Origin of the sequence: Aequorivita echinoideorum, from assembly GCF_018476645.1 — a bacterium.
Lineage (GTDB): Bacteria > Bacteroidota > Bacteroidia > Flavobacteriales > Flavobacteriaceae > Aequorivita > Aequorivita echinoideorum.
The window spans coordinates 16,474-35,940 of sequence record NZ_JAHCTB010000006.1; the positions used below are offsets into that span (position 1 = coordinate 16,474).

Annotated in this window: 17 protein-coding genes and 2 tRNA genes; 12 read left to right on the forward strand and 7 right to left on the reverse strand. The window is 37.3% G+C overall.

Annotated features, from left to right (window positions below; all coding sequences use genetic code 11):
* Positions 1–170: 170 nt before the first annotated feature.
* Positions 171–243: transfer RNA gene (locus KIV10_RS12580), tRNA-Lys, on the forward strand.
* A gap of 62 nt (positions 244–305) precedes the next feature.
* On the opposite strand, the gene KIV10_RS12585 is transcribed toward KIV10_RS12580, so the two are convergent.
* Positions 306–1,535 carry a cation:proton antiporter gene (locus tag KIV10_RS12585; RefSeq protein ID WP_214114273.1) on the reverse strand — a complete coding sequence of 410 codons (1,230 nt, stop codon included), beginning with the start codon at positions 1,533–1,535 and terminating at the stop codon, positions 306–308.
* 321 nt (positions 1,536–1,856) lie between these two features.
* Here KIV10_RS12585 and KIV10_RS12590 point away from each other — a divergent pair.
* The 8 genes from KIV10_RS12590 (at position 1,857) to KIV10_RS12625 (ending at position 8,509) form a co-directional block, all read left to right on the forward strand.
* Positions 1,857–1,939, forward strand: a tRNA-Leu gene (locus KIV10_RS12590).
* A 91-nt stretch (positions 1,940–2,030) separates the two neighbouring features.
* A complete protein-coding gene (locus KIV10_RS12595) occupies positions 2,031–2,930 on the forward strand; it encodes a MerR family transcriptional regulator (protein WP_214114275.1) in 900 nt (299 codons plus the stop codon).
* A 54-nt stretch (positions 2,931–2,984) separates the two neighbouring features.
* Positions 2,985–4,451, forward strand: a complete 1,467-nt coding sequence (locus KIV10_RS12600; protein WP_214114277.1) for a phytoene desaturase family protein — start codon at positions 2,985–2,987, stop codon at positions 4,449–4,451.
* Positions 4,448–5,290 carry a phytoene/squalene synthase family protein gene (locus KIV10_RS12605; protein ID WP_214114279.1) on the forward strand — a complete coding sequence of 281 codons (843 nt, stop codon included), beginning with the start codon at positions 4,448–4,450 and terminating at the stop codon, positions 5,288–5,290. Before KIV10_RS12600 ends, KIV10_RS12605 begins: the two co-directional genes overlap by 4 nt.
* 7 nt (positions 5,291–5,297) lie before the next feature.
* Positions 5,298–5,747, forward strand: coding sequence for a sterol desaturase family protein (locus tag KIV10_RS12610; protein WP_214114281.1), 450 nt, complete (start codon positions 5,298–5,300; stop codon positions 5,745–5,747).
* Positions 5,747–6,439 (forward strand): lycopene cyclase domain-containing protein, encoded by a 693-nt coding sequence (locus KIV10_RS12615; protein ID WP_246516304.1) that lies wholly within the window; start codon positions 5,747–5,749, stop codon positions 6,437–6,439. The genes KIV10_RS12610 and KIV10_RS12615 overlap by 1 nt, the downstream gene beginning before the upstream one ends.
* Positions 6,440–6,592: 153 nt before the next feature.
* Positions 6,593–7,207 (forward strand): SET domain-containing protein, encoded by a 615-nt coding sequence (locus KIV10_RS12620; protein ID WP_214114285.1) that lies wholly within the window; start codon positions 6,593–6,595, stop codon positions 7,205–7,207.
* A 627-nt stretch (positions 7,208–7,834) separates the two neighbouring features.
* Positions 7,835–8,509, forward strand: coding sequence for a hypothetical protein (locus tag KIV10_RS12625; RefSeq protein ID WP_214114287.1), 675 nt, complete (start codon positions 7,835–7,837; stop codon positions 8,507–8,509).
* A 54-nt stretch (positions 8,510–8,563) separates the two neighbouring features.
* Here the strand turns inward: KIV10_RS12625 and KIV10_RS12630 are convergent, their stop codons facing one another.
* The 5 genes from KIV10_RS12630 to KIV10_RS12650 all read right to left on the reverse strand — a co-directional run bounded on the left by KIV10_RS12630 (position 8,564) and on the right by KIV10_RS12650 (position 16,298).
* Complete coding sequence (locus tag KIV10_RS12630; protein ID WP_214114289.1) at positions 8,564–10,831, reverse strand: aconitate hydratase; 2,268 nt, start codon at positions 10,829–10,831, stop codon at positions 8,564–8,566.
* A 261-nt stretch (positions 10,832–11,092) separates the two neighbouring features.
* Positions 11,093–12,046, reverse strand: coding sequence for an AAA family ATPase (locus KIV10_RS12635; protein ID WP_214114291.1), 954 nt, complete (start codon positions 12,044–12,046; stop codon positions 11,093–11,095).
* A 10-nt stretch (positions 12,047–12,056) separates the two neighbouring features.
* Entirely contained in the window at positions 12,057–13,514 is a 1,458-nt protein-coding gene (locus KIV10_RS12640) for a peptidylprolyl isomerase (protein WP_317194743.1), read from the reverse strand.
* On the reverse strand, positions 13,492–14,346 hold the full coding sequence (locus tag KIV10_RS12645) for a peptidyl-prolyl cis-trans isomerase (protein ID WP_214114293.1): 855 nt from the start codon (positions 14,344–14,346) through the stop codon (positions 13,492–13,494). Before KIV10_RS12645 ends, KIV10_RS12640 begins: the two co-directional genes overlap by 23 nt.
* On the reverse strand, positions 14,343–16,298 hold the full coding sequence (locus KIV10_RS12650) for a peptidylprolyl isomerase (protein WP_214114294.1): 1,956 nt from the start codon (positions 16,296–16,298) through the stop codon (positions 14,343–14,345). The genes KIV10_RS12645 and KIV10_RS12650 overlap by 4 nt, the downstream gene beginning before the upstream one ends.
* Before the next feature lie 264 nt (positions 16,299–16,562).
* Here KIV10_RS12650 and KIV10_RS12655 point away from each other — a divergent pair, with 264 nt between their 5' ends.
* Positions 16,563–16,784, forward strand: coding sequence for a hypothetical protein (locus tag KIV10_RS12655; protein ID WP_246516305.1), 222 nt, complete (start codon positions 16,563–16,565; stop codon positions 16,782–16,784).
* 148 nt (positions 16,785–16,932) lie between these two features.
* Positions 16,933–17,448, forward strand: a complete 516-nt coding sequence (locus KIV10_RS12660) for an OmpH family outer membrane protein (RefSeq protein WP_214114296.1) — start codon at positions 16,933–16,935, stop codon at positions 17,446–17,448.
* Positions 17,449–17,509: 61 nt separating this feature from the next.
* Here the strand turns inward: KIV10_RS12660 and guaB are convergent, their stop codons facing one another.
* A complete protein-coding gene (gene guaB / locus KIV10_RS12665) occupies positions 17,510–18,982 on the reverse strand; it encodes an IMP dehydrogenase (protein ID WP_214114297.1) in 1,473 nt (490 codons plus the stop codon).
* Positions 18,983–19,218: 236 nt separating this feature from the next.
* On the opposite strand from guaB, the gene KIV10_RS12670 reads away from it, so the two are divergent.
* The gene (locus KIV10_RS12670) at positions 19,219–19,467 is read left to right on the forward strand and encodes a hypothetical protein (protein ID WP_214114298.1); all 249 of its coding nucleotides are present in this window, start codon (positions 19,219–19,221) and stop codon (positions 19,465–19,467) included.

Sequence of the window (19,467 nt, forward strand, 5' to 3'; positions counted from 1 at the left end):
GCAAAGGTTAAAAAGACATGTTCACTAAAAAATTATTGAACTGGAAGTACTGTAAACCAAGCAATTTGAATTTATCTTAAATTAAATCCATTTTCCTTTTGAAAAATAAATTTAATGATAGTATATTTGCACCCGCATTGCCAATAAGGCTGGCGATTATTAAAAAGGAAGACTTGGTAGCTCAGCTGGTAGAGCACCTCACTTTTAATGAGGTGGTCCTGGGTTCGAATCCCAGCCAGGTCACAAAATCTACAAAACCTGTCAAAAATTTTTGACAGGTTTTTTTTATGAGACAACAACTAGACTTATAGATTTTCTTTCTTCAGATTTCTCATCATAGATGTGGCCGTAAATCCATGAATTACAATAGACATTAGAACGGTAAAAGACACAATGGACCAAAGTTCATCTTGACTATCAAATTCAAACTCACTAATACCGAAAGCCAAATAAAATATGGAGCCCATTCCGCGTATGCCAAAGAAACTTATGGCAAATTTCTGCATCAGCTTTAATTTTACTGTGCTTAAGGCTAGCAAACCTGTTGCCGGACGAATTAAAAATATGAAAACGACAACGAATAGTGCCATTTGCCAAGTAAGTGCATCCAGCACCCCAAGAGCAACCGCTCCGCCAAATACAATGAGCAAAACGCATATAAGCAATCGCTCAATTTGATCCGTAAAAGTATGCATGTCCTTGTGGTATTTATGCCCTTTCTCATAGTGTCTTAACGTGATGGCTGCTATAAATACAGCGATAAACCCGTATCCGTGAATCAATTCCGCGAAGCCATACGATATTAGTGTGACAGATATGGCCAGCAAACTGTTTTTTGTGCTGAGCATTTCATATTTATCACCAATGTTAAAAACTAAATACCCAATGCCCCTTCCCACAAGAAATCCTATAATAATGCCGGTGATAATGCGGTAAACCAAATCAAACCCAAACCATTCTATATAATTACCATCTTGACCGGAGGTAACCAGCCCCACGGTTATTGCAAGCCAAGTGAAGGGAAAAGCAATCCCGTCATTAATTCCCGCCTCGGCGGTAAGTGAAAATTTAGTTTCAGATTTTCCGGAATCGTTGGGCGGGCCTACTTGTACATCCGCTGCGAGAACCGGATCTGTGGGTGCTAATACTGCGCCTAGCAATACTGCAGAAGCTATGTTTAATCCTAGAAAGTAATAACCTAAAATGGTAGAAATTGCAATACACAATAACATTGTTATTCCAACTAATTTTAAGGGAATTTCCCATTTCTTAAAAGAAAAGGCGCGATCAATTTTTATTCCAGCACCCATCAATGAGATAATTACAATTAATTCCGTTAAGTGAAGCGTTAGACTTTCGTTGTCTTGGGGAATTGGATTGGGTAGATTTTGAGGTACAAGTTTGTACAGAATAAAACCAGCAACTAGGTAGAAAATAGAATAAGAAATCCCCGTTTTCTGCAATATCTTCGGCATCCAAGTACTTGTGAAAGTGGCGATACCCACTATAATCAATATAAAAATGTAACTATCCATTCAATAAATTTCAGATTTGAATATTCAAAAAAGACTTGCTTATAGTTTCAAAAAAGTTAGATTGATATTAAAAACAATTCGATATAAAAGTACACCAATCGATTCAAGCATCACGAAATGTATCAGCAAAAGATTTAAATGCAACCTGCTCGTTTTCAGAATAGATTGCAAATATTTTGATTGATGCACAATTTTTAGAAAAATTATAAAATTTTATGCACTTCGCAACATTTATATTTTTTTATATTTGCCGGGATTTATCAGTATAAAAATGTTTCGTGTTGTGTGAAAAACCAGCATACAATCATTTTTAAATCACCTACCCGGGTGCTGGAATTGGTAGACAGGCATGGTTGAGGGCCATGTGTCCTCAGGACGTATGGGTTCAAGTCCCATCCCGGGTACAACTTTCTTCACTATATTAGTTTACCCTTTTTAAAAGGTGCGTTTCATTTCTTTTCAGTAATTTAACTTCATATTCAAAATCACTATAATTTGGTCAAAACAGAGTTTGGCATAAAGGATCTGGAAAATTTGTCGCACATAAAGGCGCATACCATCCGGATTTGGGAAAAACGCTATAAAATTCTGCAGCCCGAACGTAGCAATACGAATATTAGAAAATACAATTTAGACAATCTTAAAAAATTGCTGAATGTAGTTTTTCTTTATAATTCAGGGCACAAAATATCTGCCATTGCAAACTTGACGCCCGAACAGATCCAAAATTTAATAAATTCAAAAATTGGAAGGAATCAAAATTATCCCCTTCAAGTTTTTAAATCAACGATGTTTGATTTTAATACCGAATTATTCAATGCCACTTTTGAAAATTTATTGAAGCAAAAAAGTTTGGGTGAAATCTTTGAAGAAATTTTCATTCCATTGTTGAATGAAATTGGTGTTTTATGGCACAATGGTACTGTAGAACCCGCGCATGAGCATTTTATATCAGAAATGGTTAAACATAAACTCATCGCGCATACAGCTTTATTACCAAAATCTATTACAGATGGCAGCAAGCCAACCTTTGTGCTGTATCTTCCCCTTGCGGAAATCCACGAAATCGGGCTTTTGTATGCAAACTATGAAATTATTTCGGAAGGTTTTAAAACGATATATTTAGGGCCAAATTTATCCTTGGAAAATCTATCACGCATTTTAGATCTTGCACCCCAACTGATTTTTGTTACATCATTGACCCTCATTTCTACTGAGGAAAGCATTATGGAATATATTGATGAGTTTCAAAATAGAATCAATTTCAAAAGAAACTTGAAAATGTGGATCATCGGAAAGAAAATTGAAAATATGCCCAATAAACACGATAATATTCTTTTCTTTGGGAATGTGGGGAATTTTAAAAATCACCTTCAAAACCTAAATAAAACCTAATTTTTTTTTGACATTCCTAATTTGTTTAAATTAATTGTAAATTCGTTAAACAATATGAATAAAAAGATTGCTGTCATTGGTTCTGGTTTTTCCTCCCTCGCTGCTGCCTGCTATTTGGCGAAAGCGGGTAATTCGGTAACAATTTTTGAAAAGAATGACAGCATTGGAGGCAGGGCGAGGCAGCTTAAAAAAGACGGTTTTGTGTTTGATATGGGGCCAACCTGGTACTGGATGCCCGATGTGTTTGAACGTTTTTTCAGCGATTTCCGAAAAAAGCCTTCTGATTATTACCAACTCATTAAATTAAATCCTGCTTACCGCGTGTTTTTTGGGCAAAATGATTCAATTGCAATTGAAGATACACTGCCAAAAATAATTGATGCTTTTGAAAAGGAAGAAAAAGGGAGCTCAAAAAAACTGAAGAAATTTATGGCGCAAGCGCAGGATAATTATAATATTGCCATAAAGGACTTGGTTTACAGACCGGGTGTCTCGCCCTTTGAGCTAGTAACACCTGCTACTTTTAAAAAAATTTCTCAATTTTTCAGTACCATAAGTAGAGATGTTCGCAAGGAATTTTCTAACCCAAAACTTATTTCAATATTAGAATTTCCAGTTTTATTTTTAGGGGCAAAACCCAGCAATACTCCTTCATTTTATAGTTTTATGAACTATGCCGATTTTGGACTCGGCACTTTTCATCCGGTCAATGGAATGTACAGCGTAGTCGCGGGAATGAAGAAATTGGCTGAAGAGTTGGGTGTGGTTATTAAAACCAACCAGAAAGTTGAAAAAATAAATCTTTCCGGCGCTACCGCATCAGCAATTAGGGTGAACGGAGAAACGATTGAGCACGATTATATTTTGAGCGGTGCGGATTATCACCACACTGAAACACTTCTCCCACAAAGTTTTCGGCAATATTCGGAATCTTATTGGCAGAAAAAAACGTTTGCGCCTTCGGCATTAATGTTCTACGTGGGTTTCAGTAGAAAACTGGAAAATGTGGAACATCATTCATTATTCTTTGATGTGGATTTTGAGAAGCACGCCCAAGAAATTTACGATGAACCCAAATGGCCTGAAAATCCACTTTTCTATGCCAGTTTTCCTTCAAAAACAGATGCCCACGTTGCACCGGATGGAATGGAGGCAGGTATATTTTTAGTTCCCTTGGCTCCAGGTTTAAATGACACTGCCGAATTGCGTGAAGAATATTTTGGCAAAATAATGGAACGCTTTGAAAAAATTACCACCCAAGAGGTAAAAAAATACGTTATATTTAAAGAGTCTTTCTGTATAAACGATTTTATTTCTGATTACAACAGTTATAAAGGCAATGCTTATGGATTGGCAAATACGTTGATGCAAACCGCTTTTTTAAGACCTAAATTGAAAAGCAAAAAAATAAAAAATCTGTATTTTACAGGACAATTAACCGTTCCCGGACCTGGAGTTCCGCCTTCATTGATTTCGGGGAAACTAGCCGCCGGCCTCATTGAAAAATCCATAAACGCGTGAAAGAAATCTTCGACATAGTATCCCAAACTTGCAGTAAAAACGTGACCGCAACCTATAGCACATCGTTTTCACTGGCTACAAAAATGGTCTCGCCTTCCATACGGCAGGACATTTATAATATTTACGGATTCGTGCGTTTTGCAGATGAAATTGTAGATTCGTTTCACGACTACAATAAAGAAGTTCTCTTTTCAAGATTTGAAAAGTCTTTGGAAGAAGCCTTGGAGGATAAAATAAGCTTAAATCCCATATTAAATTCATTTCAACATACCGTCCATAAATATAATATTGATTCAGAGCTAATTGAAGCATTTATGGATAGTATGCGCCAAGATCTTTCAAAATCCATTTACAGTACCGAAGCTGAATTCAGAGATTACATTTATGGCTCCGCAGACGTGGTTGGGCTTATGTGCCTAAAGGTTTTTGTAAAAGGTGATGCCAAAAAATATGATGAGCTGAAAGATGCCGCAATGAATTTGGGTTCCGCATTTCAAAAAGTCAATTTTTTGAGGGACTTAAAGGCAGACTATGAGCAATTAAGTCGTTCATATTTTCCCAATACAAATCTGGATTCGCTCGATGAAACTTCAAAACAGCGAATCATAAAAGAAATTGAAGATAATTTCAACAAAGGGTATGAAGGAATTTTGATGCTTCCCAATGATGCAAAATTGGGAGTATTTGTGGCTTATCGATATTATAGACGACTATTAAAGAAACTGCAGCAAACACCGGCAATGGAAATTAAAAACAAACGTATACGCGTCCCCAATGTTGAGAAATTTGGTTTGCTTACGCGCAGTTATGTGAAATACCAATTAAATTTGGTGAAATAATATAAAAATGAATACCGTTCTTTGGATTTTAATTTTCATTAGTACTTTCTGCATTATGGAATTTATGGCGTGGTTTACCCATAAATATGTGATGCACGGGTTTTTGTGGAAACTTCATAAAGATCACCATCATAAGGATCACGGAAGCTGGTGGGAACGCAATGATTATTTTTTTCTATTCTACGCACTTGTAAGCATTGGTTGTTTTGTGGCTTGGAATTACTATGGATTCTGGGCCGGTTTACCGATTGGCCTAGGGATTTTCGCTTATGGGCTCACTTATTTTTTCGTGCACGATATTTTTATACATCAGCGTTTCAAGATGTTTCGAAATGCAAACAACTGGTACGCTCGCGGTATACGAAGGGCGCACAAAATTCACCATAAACATTTGGGCAAGGATAAGGGAGAGTGCTTCGGGATGTTGATGCCACCACTCAAGTATTTCAAAAAATAATGTTGGCGCATTTATATTTTTGGTTAAATATCGCTTCAGTGGGAGTTCCATTTTTATTCAGTTTTCATCCAAAATTGAAATTTTATAAGTATTGGAAATTTCTCTTTCCATCAATAGCAATAATGATGGCGATTTTTATTCCGTGGGACATTATTTTTACCAAAAATGGTTTTTGGGGATTTAATGAAAATTATCTTTTGGGTTCAAAACTATTTGGACTCCCTTTGGAGGAATGGCTATTTTTTATTTGCATCCCCTACGCCTGTCTTTTTACGCACTATTCATTACAATATTTCTTTCCAAAATTCAAGCTATCAGTCAAAGCTGTTGATGTTATTTATATAATGCTTCAGACTGTATTGATCGCTACCCTTCTGTATAATTACAATCGGTGGTACACCGCGGTAAACTTTGCTTATGCCATACTATTGCTGGGTTTGGTCTATAATTATGATAAGAACATACTTCAAGTTTTCCTGCCCAGTTTCTTGGTTATTTTGATACCTTTTTTTCTCGTGAATGGTGTACTTACGGGAAGTTGGATTGAAGATGAAGTGGTATGGTACAATAATTCGGAAAATTTGGGTATAAGAATTGGAACCGTGCCAATTGAAGACAGTATCTACGCTCTGGGAATGCTTTTAAGTGTATTCGCATTAATGGAATATTTCAGCAGAAAAAAGCGGATATAAATTTTTCAGAAAAGTTGAAATTCAGTTTCACTTTCGGGTGGACACTTCAATTTCAGCACTTTATGAGTCAAAAAATAAATATTTTCGGTCACGTTTACCCGTACATTTATTAAATAAGTTATTGTACATTTATTTGAAAAACCACATAATTGTATGATACATCCAAAAACTGAGCTGAAACTTATAAGTAAGGAAGTAGGCTATGGCGTTGTTGCCAAAGAATTCATTCCTGCCGGCACTATTACTTGGGCTCTCGACGAATTGGACAGAGAATTCACCCCAGAAATGGTTCAAAAATTAAATCCCATTTCCCAAAATATTTTAGATACCTATTGCTACCGAAACAACAAAGGAAATTTTGTGCTTTGCTGGGACTATGGACGTTACGTGAACCACAGTTTTAAATCCAACTGTCTTTCAACAGCTTATGATTTTGAAATTGCCATTCGCGATATTTATCCCGGCGAGGAACTTACGGATGATTATGGGTATTTAAATGTTTCTGAACCATTTACCGGCATTGAGGAAGGCACGGACAGGAAAACGGTTTATCCAGATGATCTGCTCAACTTCCACGGGGTTTGGGATCGGCAACTTATGGATGTATTTCACAGAATTCCAAAGGTTGATCAGCCACTACGGGAATTATTGACGGACGATCTTTGGAAAAAAGTGATACATATTGCCGAAGGAAAACGTGAAATGGACTCTATATTGAAAAACCATTATGCTGAAAACGGTTATGCCGAAGCCGAAAAAGGAAACTAAATTATTCTAGAAGCAATTTTATAAAATCCCTATTTTTTTTATCATCCCAATTTGGTTCATCTTTGCGAATGATAATTCCAAGACTTTCGGAAATGATAAATATAGTAGCCAATAAAGAATTTCATCAAATTTGACCCTTTTCAATTTGAAAATAAATGGGAAACGTATATTTATTTTTATTCAAAAATCGATATACGTTTTCTTTTTTTAAAATATAAAAAGAAAATGCCAACTTGCTTCCCATAAAATTCATCCAACTTCTGTAGCGAAGGGAGCTCTAAAATGTAGGGTGAACTATAGGTGGTTAACAACCTTAAAACTAGAATTTCTCCTCAGGAACATTTGAAGTTTACTTATAACGAGTTTACATTCATCTCATTCTACTTATAATTTTCAATTTTATATTGTCAGATATTTCTTCGGAAGGTTAAAATTAAATGAATCGTTGGGCCAAAACGTATATTGGAAATCCCGAAGTGGTAAAATCAAGAGCATAAAAGTGATCTAAACAAAGTTGTTCTGATTTTTTATAAAATCTACTTCAATCGATAATTATTGTTAAAATAAAATATAAAGTCTCATTTTGAGAATTTATTAGTAAATTTATCTCGCCCTAAATTTAATGAGATGAAATTTCTATCGCCCTTATTTCTTCTGTTCTATATATCCGTTTATTCTCAAGTAGGTATTGGTACAACAGATCCCACTGCGACGCTTGACATAGATGGAACTGTAAGAATTAGATCCACCCAACAGGAAAATGATCTTGAGATTGCAAAAGATTCCATTTTGGTAATTTCAAAAAATGGAAATGTAAACAGAACTACTTCGAAAGATGTGTATGAAAGCCATATTAAAACCGCAGTACGAGGGACTTTCAGCGGTAGTGGGAATATTGCCATTACCCTAGGAAGTAATGTGGCCACCATTCCTTTTAATAATTTAGAGTTTGATACAAATACCGAATTTAATACTTCAACCCATATATTTACCGCAAAGCAAGATGGAATTTACCACGTATATGGTCAAATAAATTCTTCGGGAGGAATTGCCGCGTCACCAGATTACGGAATCCAAATTCTTAAAAATAATACCGTAATAGTCCAACAGAATTTTTCAAATTTGAATATTTCTCTACTTGGCTTAAATTTGAATGTTACACCACCCATTAGAAGCGTGCAAACTCTGGTAAAACTAAATGCCGGCGAAACCATAAGGTTTCAACTATATACTTCTTTAGTAAGCGTTAATCTACTTCGTTCTCCCATAGATAGTTATTTCACTATCCACCAAATACGATAAAAAAAACTCCTTCCCATTTATTGGAAAGGAGTTTTATATTTGAATTAATATATTTTAGGAAGCGTTTTGCTTTTTAATCAAATTAAGTGCAGACCCTTCACGATACCATTTAATTTGGGCATCATTATAGGTGTGATTAACTTTTATGGTTTCCTTTTCACCATTTTCGTGCATTATTTCAATAGACAAAGGTTTATTTTCCGCAAAATCTGCTATATCAACAAAATTGAAGGTATCATTTTCTTGAATTTTATCATAGTCTTCTTCATTGGCGAAAGTCAATGCCAACATACCTTGTTTTTTTAGGTTTGTTTCGTGGATGCGCGCAAAAGATTTCACCAAAACCGCTGCAACTCCCAAGAATCTTGGTTGCATAGCTGCGTGTTCCCGCGAAGATCCCTCACCATAATTATGATCGCCAACAACAATGGTCTTTATACCTTTGGCTTTATATTCACGCTGTACATCTGGTACACCGCCATATTCGCCAGTGAGCTGATTCTTGACAAAATTTGTCTTTTTGTTAAAAGCATTTACCGCCCCGATGAGTGTATTATTGGCAATGTTATCCAAGTGTCCACGGTATCGCAACCAAGGTCCAGCCATGGAAATATGGTCTGTGGTACATTTTCCGAATGCTTTGATGAGTAATTTTACTCCCTGTAATTCAGAATCTTGGATAGGTACAAAAGGTTCCAGTAATTGTAAACGCTCACTGTCTTCGGCTACTTTTACTTTGACATTGCTTCCGTCTTCAGTCGGTGCCAAATATCCGTTATCATCTACTTCAAAACCCTTTGGCGGAAGTTCAAGCCCTCGTGGCTCGTCCAATTTCACTTCTTCACCATTATCATTTAAAAGTGTATCTGTCATTGGATCAAAATCCAGTCTTCCGGAAATTGCAATGGCAGCTACCATTTCTGGCGAACCAACAAATGCGTGCGTATTTGGGTTTCCGTCAGCTCTTTTCGAAAAATTTCTATTGAATGAATGAACAATTGTATTTTTTTCCTCTCCCTTACGGTCACTTCTATCCCATTGGCCAATACAAGGTCCACAAGCATTGGTGAAAACGGTTGCGCCCAAGTTTTCAAAAACTTGTAATAAACCGTCTCTTTCGGCAGTAAATCGAATTTGTTCCGAACCGGGATTTATTCCGAAATCGCTCTTTGGTCTCAATTTTTTATCGATTGCCTGTTGTGCAATAGATGCCGCTCGTGTAAGATCTTCATAAGAAGAATTGGTACAGGAACCAATCAATCCCCAATCCACCTTTATGGGCCAGTCATTCTTTTTTGCTTTTTCGCCCAATTCGCCCACCGGGGTCGCCAAATCTGGAGTAAAGGGACCATTCAAATGAGGACGAAGTGTTGATAAATCAATTTCAATAACTTGATCAAAATATGCTTCGGGGTTTGCGTATACCTCATCATCACCAGTCAAATATTCCCTTATTTTGTTTGCTTCGTCTGCAATTTCAGCCCTATCGGTAGCACGCAGAAAACGCTCCATTGCGTCATCGTACCCAAATGTAGAGGTGGTTGCACCTATTTCAGCGCCCATATTGCAAATTGTGCCTTTACCTGTACATGAAAGATTTTTTGCTCCAGGACCAAAATATTCAACAATACAACCAGTTCCACCTTTTACCGTTAAAATTCCAGCAACTTTCAAGATAACATCTTTTGATGCCGTCCATCCATTGAGTTCACCTGTAAGCTTGACACCTATTAATTTTGGAAATTTGAGTTCCCAAGGCATTCCAGCCATAACATCCACAGCATCAGCTCCACCAACCCCAATGGCTACCATACCCAAACCGCCAGCGTTTACGGTATGAGAATCTGTTCCAATCATCATTCCGCCAGGGAATGCGTAATTTTCCAGAACTACTTGATGAATAATTCCCGCGCCAGGCTTCCAAAAACCGATCCCATATTTATTGGATACAGATTCCAAAAAATCAAAAACCTCGTTGCTTGTTTCATTAGCTCTTTTTAAATCTGGTGCTGCACCTTGCTTGGCCTGAATCAAGTGATCACAGTGTACGGTTGTGGGAACCGCCACATTTTTTTTACCTGCTTGCATAAATTGAAGAAGCGCCATTTGTGCGGTAGCGTCTTGACAAGCAATTCTATCGGGAGCAAAATCCACATAATGTTTACCCCGCTCAAATGCCGTGCTTGGGTTCCCGTCCCATAAATGCGAATACAGAATTTTTTCAGAAAGGGTAAGCGGTTTCCCAACGATTTCACGAGCTTTATCAACCCGTTCCGCCATTTGGGAATACACTTTTTTGATCATATCGATATCAAAGGCCATAGTTTTTTTGTTTTATTTTTTTTTGAAGAATTACAAAACTACAAAAATTATAAGAAATTTAAAAATATATAACGAAGTGGCAATATTTATAAATATAATTCACAGAATACGATATTTTATTGAATAATTTTAACAATAATTTAAAAATTGATTATTAAAATTATGGATATAGAAATTTTATCAAAAGATTTATAAAAAAATTGTCCCCAGAAAATTTATGTCAAATTTTCTCGGGACAAAAAATTATACATTTATTGATTATTAAAACAATTTCTGAATAATTGCTTCAATACTTAACCCTTCAGCTTCAGCTTTATAATTTTTAATCATTCTATGCCTTAAAATTCCCACGGCAACCTTCTGTACATCCTCAATATCCGGCGAAAATTTACCGTGTAGGGCAGCATTTGCTTTAGCGGCTAATATAAGATTTTGAGAAGCTCTTGGCCCGGCACCCCAATCAACATAATTTTTCACGATATCTGGCGCTGATTGTCCGCTCGGTCTTGTTTTTCCTACAAGTGTCACTGCATATTCCACAACATTATCGGCAACGGGAATTCTTCGTATTAATTGCTGAAAGTTTATAATTTCAGCAGCAGTAAAAAGAGGCTGTACTGTTTCGGATTGCCCGGCCGTAGTTCGCTTTACCACATCAACTTCTTCAGAAAAAGTAGGATAATCTAAGTTGATTGCGAACATAAATCGGTCGAGTTGCGCTTCCGGTAAGGGATAGGTTCCCTCCTGTTCAATGGGATTTTGTGTGGCCAAAACAAAATATGGCAAATCCAATTTATAATGATTCCCAGCGACCGTAACGGCTCTTTCCTGCATTGCCTCAAGTAAGGCAGCTTGGGTTTTTGGCGGCGTCCTGTTGATTTCATCCGCTAAAATAATATTTGCGAAAATGGGACCTTTAATAAACTGGAACTGGCGATTTTGATCCAATATTTCTGAACCCAAAATATCGCTGGGCATTAAATCTGGCGTAAACTGGATTCTTTTAAATTTTAAGCCTAAAGCTTCCGCAACGGTATTTACCAATAGGGTTTTGGCCAATCCAGGTACCCCAATAAGCAATGCATGCCCACCAGAAAAAATGGAAAGAAGTACTTGCTCAACCACATCTTCCTGCCCTACTATTACTTTCTTTATTTCCTTTTTAAGTGAATTATATTTTGAAACAAGTTCGGAAACTGCTGCTACGTCTGACATATTTTAATTTTCAATTCGATTTTTTTAACCAATTTCCCGCGTACTCACAATCTTGATAATCTTGATTGATGCTGATGTATGTTTCATCAATTTTATCATTCTGCCAATCATTGATTACTTTAATCTGTTTTTCGCGAAGCGCCAATTTTTGTATTCTTTCATAATCTTTTACATAATCGGCGGGATGCTCTTGGTATTTTTTAGTAACGGTAAGAATTTTCAATTTGCTTTTGCCCGTATAATCGCGGTCTGTAATTACTTTTGAAAGTTCGCCTTCGGTAAGATTGTAAACCTGCGCACTCAGCGTGGGATCCATTTTGGTAAGGTCAAACTTGGTATCAAAACTTACAGGGTTGACTAATTGTCCGCCATTGTTGCGCGTTTCTTTGTCATCTGAAAATTGGCGTGCTGCCTCTGCAAAAGTCATTTCCCCTGAAGCTATTTTATTCCGAATATCTTCCATTTTTGTCTTTGCCTTGTCGATAGACTCCTGTGAAACTTCGGGAAACATCAAGATATGGCGCACATCCACTTCTTGACCTCTAATTTTTTCGACATAAAGAATATGGTAACCAAAATCTGTTTCAAAAGGTTCGCTTATTTCACCTTCCAACAGTGAAAATGCTGTGTCCTTAAACTCCTTTGCCCAAGGTGAATCTCTTTTCACTCCGGTATACAATCCACCCTTGGAGGCAGATCCCGGATCCTTTGAATATAAAACCGCTTTTGTTGAAAAACTAGCGCCGTTATCAATAATATCTGCACGAATTTGATTCAATTTTGAAATGACATCCTGTTTTGCTTTTTCGGTGACCTCTGGTTCTACCACAATTTGGGCAATTTCAATCTCGGCGCCAAAAACCGGACGTTCATCTTCAGGTATCGAAAAGAAAAATGTTCTCGTCTCTTCTGGCGTCACCTCAAGTTTTTCAATTATTTTTTGCTGCATCAAATTGGCCAACTTTATATTTTTATTTACCTCAAACAAATCTTTTCGCAAATCTGCAATATTATCTTTTCTGTAATATTCAGCTACTTTTTCCTCAGAGCCCAATTCGCTTATCATATACTGCATTTGTTGGTCTATCATGCCATTTATTTCAGCATCCGGAACCATGATACTGTCCTGTTTTGCTTGGTGCGCATATAGTTTGTCCTCCATAAGCTTACCCATCAATTGGCAACGGGAAACGTCTTCTATGGAAACGCCTTGGCTTTTCATTTCAACGTAGGCCTTATCAATATCGCTATCAAGAATTACAAATTCTCCCACTACGGCACTTACGCCTTCAGCTTTATAACGTTTAAATGGTTTAATGGAATCCTTTGCAAGTGGTTTAACAACCATTAGCGAATCATTGCTTTTTACAACGCCGGTGCTATCTGCGGTAACTACCTCCTGTGCTTGTAGCCCAAAAGTGCCAAGTATTAAGAGCAGAAGCATTTTATTCATTACTGTATATTTCAAAATTGTTTGTATTAATTGCATCTTTTGTAATATCTGTTTCAAGTTTTTTTATGAGATCGAGTTTTCTCTTATTTAAGATTATTTGGGTAAGCGTGGGCTGAATATACGTTATCGGCGCATTATCGCCGGGATTTCGCACATCTTCAATTTTCACCAAATATACCCCCAATGAATCTTGCAATTGGGCAAAGTTAGACTTTTTTAATAACTGCTCATTGGTGGCCATTATAGGCAAAGCTTGTACCAAAACTTCTTTATTGACCCAAATGGAATCGTTAAAGTTATAAGATACAAACTGAAAATCCTGAGTACTAAGTGCTTCCCTATCCTTTTTATTAAATCTGTTGAATTTTTCGCGAACTTTTGCAAGCCCTTCATAATTGGGCGGAAGCTGAAGATAACGCATTTTCAGAAGTACGTCGTTCAATTTAAAATTCTCTTTATTGGCTTGATAATAATCTCGATATTCTTGAACCCCGATAGTACTATCAAGCTGCCGGCTCACAATTACGTTTTTGTATGCTTCAGTGTATAAATCGTTCTGGTATTCCTGAACAAGTTTTGAAAATTCATCAAGCTTTTCTGCCGAAAGATTAATTTTAGCTTGATCAATAAGTAATTGCTGTGTCGCCCAACGGTTTATATAATTGGTTACAATGATTGTACTATCCGCTGCCGAAATATTCTCGGTTAGCAATTTCTGAATATCTTCTTCATATAAATAGGTATCGTTTACACGTGCCACTGCCGTTTTTTCCGCATCCTGTGTGAAGTAATCACACGATACCAAAACTGGCAGTAAAACGATTGTTATGAAGAACGTTCTTATCACTTCAGCTCTTTCTTGATTTTTTTAAGGGATTTTTTATTGACCTCAACCACATATTTATTATGAAGACTTTCCATCCAATTTTTCTCAAGTTCATTTTGGTAGTCGCTCAACGCTTTTCCTTTTACATCTTCAAGTGATTTTGCACCTGCGGGCAAAACATGCTTTACATTTACTACAATGTAAGAATCGTTGTTTTTGTAAATGTCAGAGACACCTTTTTTCATATTAAGATTTTCAGGAATCTCCCTTTGGCCAGCCTCAAAGGTGCCTTGGGTTAAAATTACATTAACCTTTTCACCAGTATTTAGCGCAGCTTTTACTTCCTCGCCTGTTTTACCATTTGAAAACATTTCCTTCGCCTGCTTCGCAAAATCATTTGAGTTTGAAGAAATTATTTCCGCTTCAACGCGCTGTTTCCATTGATAATTGTTTTTATTGTTTTGAAAGAATTTTTCAAGACCCAATGAATCCGTTTTCGCCTTTTGCCAAATATTCTTGTTCATCACATCAAAAATCAATAGTCCATCACGATATTCGTTCAGAATCGCGGCGTAATCTTCATTTTCAACTTCCAGTCTTTCTTTGAAATATTCTTTAAGTTGCTGTGTTTCAAATTCATCATACATATCCACAAGCAACGTTTCCTTCATTTTATATGGCTTGTTGAAGCGCTGACGGCCAGCGATGTATTTTGCAAAATCCCTGTAATCAGACTTTTTATCGCCAATGGTGAAAAGCACTTTATTTTCTGAATCTGGAATGCTGTCCATGGTCCATCTTCTTTTTAAAACCTCGTCCGTAAGATAGGTATCGAAATAAGGAAGATAGCTTTGTCCTTTTTTGAAACCGTATTTTTCCTTAATCTGTTTATTAACGGCGTTTGTCACAATTTTTGAACGGTCACCGTCCGCAACTCTTTTCTCTAGCATTTCACGCTCCTGCTCATACGTTTGCGCAGGCAGTTTTTCATCAAGGCGAATTATATGCCATCCAAAATCGGTTTTCACGGGCTTACTTAAATCACCAGCATTTTTGAGCGCGTAAGCAGCATTTTCAAATTCGGTAGAGCGAAGGTCACCTTTGCTAAACGCATTGAGCTTTCCGCCTTTTACTGCTGAATTTTTATCGTCTGAATATTGTTTAGCAAGACTTTCAAAAGATTCACCCTGCTTCAGCATCGCCGCAATTTCATTGATTCTTTCTTTGGGATCAAAGGTACGGGTGCTCTCGTTATCGGAAATCATAATGTGCGAAACCGAAATCTTTGGTTCCTTTTTTCGGCGGTCTTCCACTTTTATAATATGGTAACCAAAACGCGTTCTTACAATTTCTGAAATTTCGCCTTTTTTGGTATTATAAGCTGCCGTTTCAAAAGGATAAACCATTGTAAACACTGAAAAATAACCCAAATTACCACCAGATTCCTTTGCGCCGGGCTCTTCGGAATTTGCCTTAGCGAGTTCGGTAAAATCCTCACCCTTTAAAGCTCTTTCGCGAATGGATTTTATTTTGTTATAGGCGGCAAGCGTATCCTGTGGAACCGACTCGTAATCTGTCCGAATTAAAATATGTGATGCTTTTATTTCTTCCAGACTCCGCTCGTAAGCCTCTTTCGCCAAGCCTTCGGTTACTTTTTCCTCAAAGATATAATTTCTGGAAAGTTGGTCACGGTATTGTGAAAATTCAGTTACATAGGTTTTTTCAGTATCAAGTCCTTGGGCTTTCGCTTCTGCAATTTTCAATTTGTAATCTATAAATAATTGGAGGTAGCTGTCAATATCCTTTTGGGATTCATCCTGGACCAGCTCCAGATTTTTCTTATAAACACGCTTAAATTCATTTGAATAAACTGGGTTTCCGTCTATGGTCAATAAAACTTCTTTTTTGCTTTGCGAAAATCCCGCGGTTGTAGCCGTGACGAACAAAAGAAAAAGCAGACTGTATTTTTTCATTTTTACCGAATTATTTATATAATTTTTTTGAAGTGATGCGCACCATCCAAAATTTGCGCGCAAGGCTGCAAAAATAATAAAAAGCTTGGTTAGCCGCATACCAATTGCAAACGAATTTTAAGCCAACATAGTGTACCGCACGGTGCTAAATGATTTCGATTATGTAAATTGCAAACGCTTTTCAATTCAAAATTTAAAAATCCGCTTTGATAAAATATTTTGAGTACGAAGCGGCACTAGGCTACGATGGGAAAAAGAATAAAAATGATTTGGGATTTTAGGGGCGAAAACGGTGCGCTAACTGCGAAGCATCATGAAAAACATTTGGCAGAATATGCCGAAAGTGAAAATTTGGAAGAAACCATCACCGGCACGCAGTCTTATTCTCCAACGCATCATGCCGCTTTTATGGTGGTGAATGAAGGAATGGTGGCTTCGTTACGCGAAATTTTGAAACCGCACCGTGGCCAAATTTATGAGGAATAAAATTTCGTAAAATTCCTCAGGTCTATTTAATTTTTTTAGTTTTGATTTATCTATAACTTCTTATAATACTTCCAATTGCTGGTATTATTTTTCTGAAAAGTTTAATTTTTATAGTAATATTGCGCTTCAAATAAAAAAAAATGCTGATATGAGATTTTTAAAAATTGCAATCTTTTTTATAGGAATTAGCACCTTCGCACAAAGCAAAGTGGGCGCGGTGGACGTAGAATATATCCTCTCTCAAATGCCAGAACTTGAAAATGTGCAGACCCAACTTGAAACTTACGGCAAGCAACTGGATGTTGATTTGAATAAAAAGTTGGATGAATATAAAAAATTGGCAGATGAATGGAAAAATGGGGAAGCCACTTTTACTGCCGAACAAAAAAAGGAAAAGCAAACTGCATTGATTAATCTGGAAGCCGATATTCAGAAATTTCAACAAAATGGTGCAAAATTGATGGATTTAAAAAGAAATGAATTTTTGTCCCCTCTTTATAAAAAAATAGGCGATGCCCTTGAAAAAGTGGCTTCAACGCAAGGCTACACACAAGTTTTGCAAACCAATCAAGATATGGTTTACTTAGACCCCAATTATGATTTAACATTGCCCATAATTAAAGAAATGGGTATAGTAATAAAGGAACAAACCACGCAGGATTAACCAAACCCTTATTCCAAAAAAAAGCGCTGAAATTTCAGCGCTTTTTTTATTTCTCAAAATATTATCTACTGTAATTAGGCGCTTCTTTGGTAATGGTAACGTCGTGCGGGTGGCTTTCGGCTATTCCGGAAAAAGTAATTTTCACAAATTTTCCGTGCTCCTTCAATGTTTCAATATCTTTAGCGCCGCAATACCCCATCCCGGCGCGCAGACCGCCAATAAATTGGGTCATACTCTCCACAAGTTCACCCTTGTAAGGCACACGCCCCACGATCCCTTCTGGAACCAATTTTTTGATGTCATCCTCAACATCCTGGAAATATCTATCTTTTGAGCCTTGCTTCATCGCTTCAACGGAACCCATACCGCGATATGATTTGAACTTTCTTCCTTCATATATAATAGTTTCCCCCGGAGACTCTTTAGTTCCTGCCAATAGCGACCCCAACATTACGGAGTCCGCGCCAGCTGCAATTGCCTTTGGAATATCACCCGTATATCGAATTCCACCATCTGCAATTACGGGAACGCCGCTTCCTTTTATTGCAGCGGCAACTTCCAATACCGCACTAAATTGTGGAAAACCGACTCCCGCCACCACGCGAGTTGTACAAATGGAACCGGGCCCAATTCCAACTTTAACGGCATCCGCACCGGCTTCAACAAGATATTTTGCAGCTTCAGGCGTGGCAATATTCCCTACCACAACATCCAGCTCCGGAAATTTTTTCTTCACTTGCTTTAAAACTTCCACAACACCTCGTGTGTGCCCATGCGCAGTGTCAATAATTACGGCATCAATCTGTGCATTTACCAAAGCTTCGGCGCGCTCAACGGCATCAGCGGTAACGCCAAGGGCTGCCGCTACGCGGAGTCTTCCAAATTTATCCTTATTGGCAATGGGTTTCTGGGTAAGCTTTGTTATATCCCGAAAAGTGATCAAACCCAATAATTTTCCAGAATCATCAACAACGGGAAGCTTTTCAATTTTATTTTGCTGAAGAATAATTTCTGCCTCTTTCAACGATGTTCCTTGCGCTACGGTGACTAAATTTTCAGAAGTCATCACCTCACTTAACTCACGTTTTAGGTTTTTTTCAAAACGAAGGTCACGGTTGGTGACAATTCCTATCAATTTTCCGGCATCATCTGTTATTGGAATTCCGCCAATACTGTATTCCCGCATTGTATTTTGCGCATCGCCCACAGTATTTTCTCTACGCAGCGTAACGGGGTCTATAATCATTCCGCTTTCGGCACGCTTCACTTTTCGTACTTCCGCAGCTTGTTGCTCGATGGTCATATTTTTATGAAGCACTCCTATTCCACCCTCGCGGGCAATAGCAATTGCCATCGCACTTTCCGTAACCGTATCCATTGCCGCGGAAACGATGGGCACATTTAGCGTAATATTGCGTGAAAACTTTGTGGAAATGGAAACTTCTCGCGGTAGGATTTCGGAATATGCCGGTACTAAAAGTACATCGTCATAAGTAAGGCCTTCTCCAAGAATTTTGTTGTCGTGTGCAGTCATTGCAATTAATTTTTTTCCGAAGAATACGGATGTGTGGATACATTTTAATTGCGTGCAAATTTACACATTAAATGTTAGATAACCATTGTTTTGAGCAACTCCTTTAGTATAAATTATTACGCAGTGGAAATTGTAATTTTAATTCAATCTAAACATAAACTATTGTGAAATAACTATTTAAATTGATTCCAAATGATTCAATACTTAAATTTATAAAAAACAAAAAAAGAAATAGTATGTCTATCAGATTAGGAAATAGTTGTCTCAATTGCGAAAACTTGCTCACAAATAAAACTTGTAAGATTCACGGTGTTAAAGTGGATTCTAACTACACTTGCGATAGCTTTAGTATGAAAGCTGCATTAAAAGATGATCCCAATTGCGTGACTTGCGCTCGATACCAAGGCCCGACCTGCGCCAATCCGCAAAAGGCCGCACCCGGAATGTTATGTTCCCATTGGGCACCCCAAAATGCTTCGGCTTAA